At 33.5% G+C, this 6737-nt stretch carries 5 protein-coding genes; all 5 read left to right on the top strand.

Annotated elements, in window-relative coordinates; translation table 11 throughout:
* Positions 1-1926 (top strand): condensation domain-containing protein (locus AB685_RS16855; protein ID WP_047971734.1); only part of this gene is annotated, 1926 nt, incomplete at its 5' end.
* Positions 1919-3685 (top strand): ABC transporter ATP-binding protein, encoded by a 1767-nt coding sequence (locus AB685_RS16850; protein ID WP_047971733.1) that lies wholly within the window; start codon positions 1919-1921, stop codon positions 3683-3685. The genes AB685_RS16855 and AB685_RS16850, both read left to right, overlap by 8 nt.
* Before the next feature lie 4 nt (positions 3686-3689).
* Positions 3690-4421: a DUF2807 domain-containing protein gene (locus tag AB685_RS16845; protein WP_047971732.1), complete on the top strand. Its 732-nt coding sequence runs from the start codon at positions 3690-3692 to the stop codon at positions 4419-4421.
* Positions 4422-4432: 11 nt separating this feature from the next.
* Positions 4433-5125, top strand: coding sequence for a thioesterase domain-containing protein (locus tag AB685_RS16840; RefSeq protein ID WP_047971731.1), 693 nt, complete (start codon positions 4433-4435; stop codon positions 5123-5125).
* A 214-nt stretch (positions 5126-5339) separates the two neighbouring features.
* The gene (gene ablA / locus AB685_RS16835) at positions 5340-6731 is read left to right on the top strand and encodes a lysine 2,3-aminomutase (RefSeq protein WP_047971730.1); all 1392 of its coding nucleotides are present in this window, start codon (positions 5340-5342) and stop codon (positions 6729-6731) included.
* Positions 6732-6737 lie beyond the last annotated feature (6 nt).

The following is a 6737-nucleotide window of genomic DNA, read 5'->3' as shown; positions in this document are numbered from 1 at the left end:
TTCAACAAACAGGCAGGAGTAAAAGAAACCGTAGTCCTCGCAAAAGAACTGGACGAAGGAGTTCAAGCCCTTTTCGCTTATGTGGTGATGAAAGAAAACGAAGCGCTAGATCTAGCAGCTATAAAAGAAGGTGCTAGAAAAGAATTACCAGAGTACATGATACCATCCTATATGATGGCAATAGATGAGATCCCTTTAACTGTAAACGGGAAAACCGATAAAAAGGCGTTGCCGGATATTGGATTTGAAAGGCAAGATGACTATATTGCCCCAACAGAAGAGATTGAAAAGATGATAGCTGCAAGCTTTGAACAAGTTTTAGGTGTAGAGTCTGTAGGGCTACATGATAGTTTCTTTGAATTAGGTGGAGATTCTATAAAAGCAATCCAAGTATCCTCCATAATTAGAGAACTAGGATATAGACTTACAATCAAGGACATTATGAAACATCAAACAGTGGGGAATATCTACAATTCAAATGTTATTGGAAAAGAAATTGATGAATATAGTCAGGATCCATTATCTGGAGAAGTCACTTTATCACCCATACAGAGTAGATTCCTTCAATTAGATTTAAAAAATACAAATCACTTTAATCAATCCATCGTTTTAGAAATGGATGCGCCTTTAAAGGCAGATATTTTAAGGAATGCATTAAATGAAATTGTAAAACATCATGATATGTTAAGAGTCATATATGATCCTTATCAAAGGATTACATCCATTGATGAAAGAGAGGAATTAATAGTCTTCAGAGAAGAATTTGTAGAAGAAGACACAAAAGAAGAAATTGAAAAAATTATGAAATATGAGCAAAGCGCTATGAATATACAAAATGAACCATTGCTTCATGCAATATTATTTCATACTAAGACAAAGGATTATTTAATGATTTGTGTACATCATCTAGCTGTAGACGGTGTTTCCTGGAGGATATTAGTGGTGGATATCTTTACAGTATATAATCAGTTGGCTGCAGACAAAAACGTTGCATTGCCTAAAAAGACAGCTTCGTACGCGGAATGGGTGGAAAGCTTAAAGGAATTTGGACAAAGCCATTATATTCACCACGATGAAAAACACTGGAAAGATATCGTCTATGAAACGAAATTTACAGACAGATTGTTCTTTAAACCAATAACAGAAGAAAAATACATTGGTAAAAAGAGATTAGGCGTATCAAGTTTTGAAATTCCCAAAGAAAAGTGCACCAAAATGATCATGCAATATCAGAAGATATTTGGTATTGAAACTAACGAATTCTTTATAACAATATTAAACATAGCCCTAAACAAATGGAGGAATGTATCAAGTTATGTACTAGAGGTGGAATCCCATGGTAGAGAAGAACTCCATAAGAACATAAATATTAATAGAACCGTAGGCTGGTTTACAAATATATATCCAATATTATTGAAACCTAGTTCAAATATTTATGAAGCAATAATGGATATCAGAAGGAGTTTTTTAAAGGTTCCGAACCAGGGAATGTCCTATGGAATATTAAAGTATCTACATCATAATGATTCACTAAACATAGATGGGGATATAATCTTTAACTTCTTAGGAGAAACTTCTCTGGAAAATCATGAGCTAAAAGGTATTACATTTTCAAATACATTTAATCAATTTGATATAGATGATATGAATAGATTGTTTCATCCTTTGACAATAAATGGCGCATATATTAAGGGCAGAGTCGTATTTACGAATTATTATGATCATCTATTTATAAGTCAAGAAAATATGGAGAGCTTTGAAAAATACTTTTTAGATGCTTTTGAAGATCTTTATGATTTTGCAAACTCCGACTATATGCCAAAAGAAAGAATAAATATGATAGAAGAAGTAAGTGCCGTAGAATTCCTAGATGAAGAAGTGGATTTATTAAATCAATTAATGGAAGGGATAGGAGCAAATGGTTAAGGGGGGACTAATTAAAAGAGGATTAAAAAGATCCCCCGAATATAATGAGAAAAAGCTAAAGGATTTTATATTCGAAAAGAATAAAGTTATGTATTTTCTAGCTGTATCTTTTTCAATAATATCCTACCTTTTAAGCGTAGGTGTAGCCCTTATATTACAACAATTTATTGACTCAGGTATTGAGGGAGGGCTTCACGAATTATATAGCTTAATCATTATTTCTATCATATATATTCTAGTAAATATCTTAGTCAATATGGTAGAAATCATTACCGTAAATACATTTACTAAAAAAGCAATGACGAATTTAAAAAAGGTAGTAACAGAAAAGATTTTCAATTTAAAAATGAAAGATTTTAATAATGAGAAAACCGGGAACTATATCTCGATACTAAATAATGATATGACCATTATCGAGCAAGATTATATTAGAGGAACCATTCGCCTAATATCACAAAGTGCCATGATCGTTTTCGGTATAGCTCTTATGTTTTACATCAACTGGAAATTAGCTATATGTGTATTGTTATCATGTGTACTACCATTAATAGTTTCAGCTATATTCAATAAAAAGTTAGTCAACGCCCAAAACAATGTTTCAGTAAATAATGGTTTATTTACTTCATTTATTAAGGATATTCTTACTGGATATCCAGTAATAAAAAGCTTTAATGTTGAAGATGAGATACTTAATTTATCTGAAGGAAAAGTAGAGCAGCAAGAAAGTGCCAAGAAAAAGTATCATGTGTTACTTGGGATTGTAATGTCATTAACTCATAATAGCACTGTTATTATTGTACTGATACTTTTTGTTGCAGGTGCATGGTTAACTATACAGGGGCAAATGACAATTGGTGGGATTCTTGCATTTGTGCAGCTTCTTAACAATGTAACTTCTCCTATAAATGATGTGGTTTCATCTTTAGCTAAAAGAAATGCAAGCTTACAGTTACTAGAAAACTCTAATGACTTATTGAAGAAAGAACCATCATCAGGACTTAAAATTCATAAAACCAATTTAGAACATAGCATTAGAGTAGAAAATTTAAGTTTTGCTTTTAAATCTAATGGTCAAAGTATTTTAGAAAATATTGATTTAGTTTTTGAGAAAGGGAAAACATATGCAATCGTTGGTCTGAGTGGTAGTGGAAAGTCTACATTACTTAAAATTCTAGCAGGCAATTATGATTCGTTTGAAGGAAATATCTTTATCGATGATGTTGAAATACGTGATGTTGATGAAAAAGCATTGACGCAGTTATATAGCATTGTTCAACAAGATACATTTGTTTTTGATGATAGCATTGAAGAAAATATTAAACTTTATAAAGAGTGGCCAGAAGATCAACTTAAATTTGCTATAAAGAACGCAAGTATGGATTCTTTCCTTGAAGAAAGAGGAGGAATAAAGGCGCTATGTGGAGAAGGAGGCGTAGAATTATCAGGTGGTGAAAGACAAAGAATTTCAATTGCAAGGGCATTGTTAAAGGAACCACCAATATTGCTTATGGACGAAGCTACTTCGGCCTTAGACTTAAAGACAACTAGGGATTTGGAGAATTCCCTTAGCAATCTTATGGATATGACAAGAATTGCTATCACTCACAAAATAGATGAAGAACTACTAGCAAATTATGACTGTATTATCATGTTGAAAGACGGTAAGGTTTCTGAAATGGGTAATATCAATGAATTATTACAACGAAAGGGAGAGTTTTATTCGCTTTGTAAATTAAGTGATGAGCTAGCTAAGGTGTAAAACAATGAAAAAATACAAAAAAATCATACTAATGATAATACCGATTACTGTTATGTTAACAGCGTGTTCTACTAGTAATTCGAAGGTAGATACGAGGGATAGGGTAAATATGGAAAGTTACTCTATTATTATAAATAAGGTGAAAAATAAGAAGTCCAACTTAGTGGGAGATATAGTATTCGATAAAGACCTTGGTGAATTATACGAAGTTACAGGTACTAATGCAAAATCTATTTCTGTATCAGTAGATGAAGGTAAAAAAGTTATTACAATAAAAAGTGATAAAAGGAATTTAGATACAGGCGGAAATCTGGTCATTAAATTTGGTGTTCCGATAGATTCAATATATATCGATCAAGGTAATTTTAATTTGGACATCTTTGTAGATTCCATTGAAAAGTTTAGGGGAGTATTTGAATCGGGAATCAGTGGTGAAATAAGAAGTGAAAATGTAAAGGAATTTAATTTAGATCTGCTAGGTGCGGGCAATATAACTCTTTCGGGAAATGCAGAATCAGCTAATATCCTTATACAAGGGTCTTCTATACTTCAAGGGAAGGAAATGAAAGTGAAAGATATGAAATTTAAATTAGAAGGAACTGGAAGCGGTAGTGTGTATGCTTCTAATAGTCTAGATGCTTCGGTTGATGGGATAGGGGGTATAAGTTATAGCGGAAATCCTGAAAAAGTGAATAAAAAGGTAAATGGAATTGGATTTATTAGAGAACTCAACTAGGGAGGATAGTCTTGAAGAACATAACGCTTTTATGTTTACCTTACGCAGGTGCTTCTGCCACAATCTATTATAAATTGCGACCATTTTTACAAAAAGATATCAACTTAATACCTATCGAGTTATCTGGAAGAGGATCAAGATTTGATGAAAAATTACTGTATTCTTTTAATGAGGTAGTTGAAGATGTGGTAAATCAAATAAAGTCTAAAATAAGTAAAGAAGAGAAGTATATGATATTAGGATATAGTTTTGGTAGTTTATTAGCCTATGAAGCTAGTAAGAGGTTAAAACAAAAACCTGAACACTTATTTTTGGCAGCCTTTCAACCACCAATGTATGAAATGTCCTCAGACTTACTGGGGTTAGAGGACGAGAAGTTTATTCAAAAATTAGTAAATAATGGTGGAATAGAAGCTGATTTAACTATTAATCTAGATTTACTTAAATACTTCATTCCAATAATGAGAGCAGATTTTGCTTCTGTTGAAAGCTATCAATTTGATAAATCATCTGAAAAGCTGAGTTGCAGAGCTACTATCCTCTATACGGCAGAAGATGAACACAGTGATAAGATTCATAAGTGGAATGATATCTTTGTAAAGGCTTGTGAATATAAGTTGTTTACAGGGAATCATTTTTTCATCAAAAGGGATTATGTAAGAATGGCTAATATTATAAATCGTGTATCTTTAAGATATTTATGAAAGATTTACCCTACTCTCCGAAAGAAGTCTCCCCTTTTAAACGAACTGGGTGGAACTCAGTGAAAGTGGGAGATGAATTTCGGTTTTTCTTTTTGTTTTCTGTGATAAGAGCAGTCTGGACTTAGCAATAAGTTACAGGAAAAATGCCGAAATTGGATGATAACAAGAGTTGAAGATATAACAAATTAATAAATAATGGAGGGCGATCAATCGAATGCATAATCAATTATATAAACCCAAAAGAGCTTGGCAAGAAGTAGAATTATGGAAGGATGTACCAGAAGAGAAGTGGAATGATTGGATTTGGCAGTTGACGAATACGATACGCACTGTTGAAGACTTAAAAAAAGTTGTTAATCTGACTCCTGATGAGGAAGAGGGTGTAAGAATATCAACGAAAACGATTCCATTGAACATAACACCATATTATGCATCATTAATGAATCCTGATGATCCTCGATGTCCCATTCGGATGCAATCGATTCCAATATCAGCAGAAATAAACAAGACGAATTATGACCTAGAAGATCCTCTTCATGAGGATGAGGATTCTCCGGTTCCTGGACTTACGCACCGTTATCCAGATAGGGCTTTGTTCCTGGTTACAAATCAATGCTCAATGTATTGCCGTTACTGCACAAGACGAAGGTTTTCTGGACAAATCGGTATGGGAGTTCCGAAAAAACAACTTGATAAAGCCATTCAATATATTAAGGAAACACCTGTAATTCGTGATGTTCTTATCTCAGGCGGAGATGGCTTACTCATCAATGACAAGGTATTAGAGTATATCATAAAGAATTTACGCGCAATTCCACATGTGGAAATTATACGTATCGGTACAAGAGCACCAGTTGTCTTTCCGCAAAGAATTACGGAGAACTTGTGTAATATATTGAAAAAGTATCATCCGATATGGCTGAATACTCATTTCAATACCTCTGTAGAGATAACAGAGGAATCTAAAAAAGCATGCGAGATGTTAGCTGATGCAGGTATTCCATTAGGAAACCAAGCTGTTATTTTAGCGGGGATCAATGATAGCGTTAGTATTATGAAGAAGCTTATGCATGATTTGGTGAAAATCCGTGTTCGCCCGTATTATATTTACCAATGCGACTTATCAGAAGGAATCGGCCATTTTAGAGCACCAATTTCAAAAGGAATTGAAATTATTGAGGGGCTGAGAGGCCATACATCTGGCTATGCTGTACCTACTTTTGTTGTTGATGCACCGGGTGGTGGCGGTAAAATCCCCGTTCAACCCAATTATGTTATTTCACAAGGTGGGGGAAAAGTAATTCTTCGAAACTTTGAGGGCGTCATTACTTCATATCCAGAACCTCAAAATTATGTTCCGGGCAGGGCAGATGAGTACTTCAATGAAATATACAAAATGGAAAACACATCCCGTACAGTTGGGATTGCATCTTTAATGAATGATGAAGTCAAAACTATAACTCCAGAAAACTTAGAACGTAATAATCGCAGAAAAATCTATGAATCAGATCCTGAACATGAGACTCTAAAAGATGGCAGAGAAAAAAGAGATGAATTAGTTGAGAAAAAATGGCTTGCACAACAAAAGGTTAAGGTAAATCAATAGAAAAAT

It is taken from the genome of Bacillus sp. LL01 (assembly GCF_001037965.1).
The sequence above is the reverse complement of the archived record's forward strand: the minus strand, read 5'-3'. Positions and strand labels throughout refer to the sequence as shown.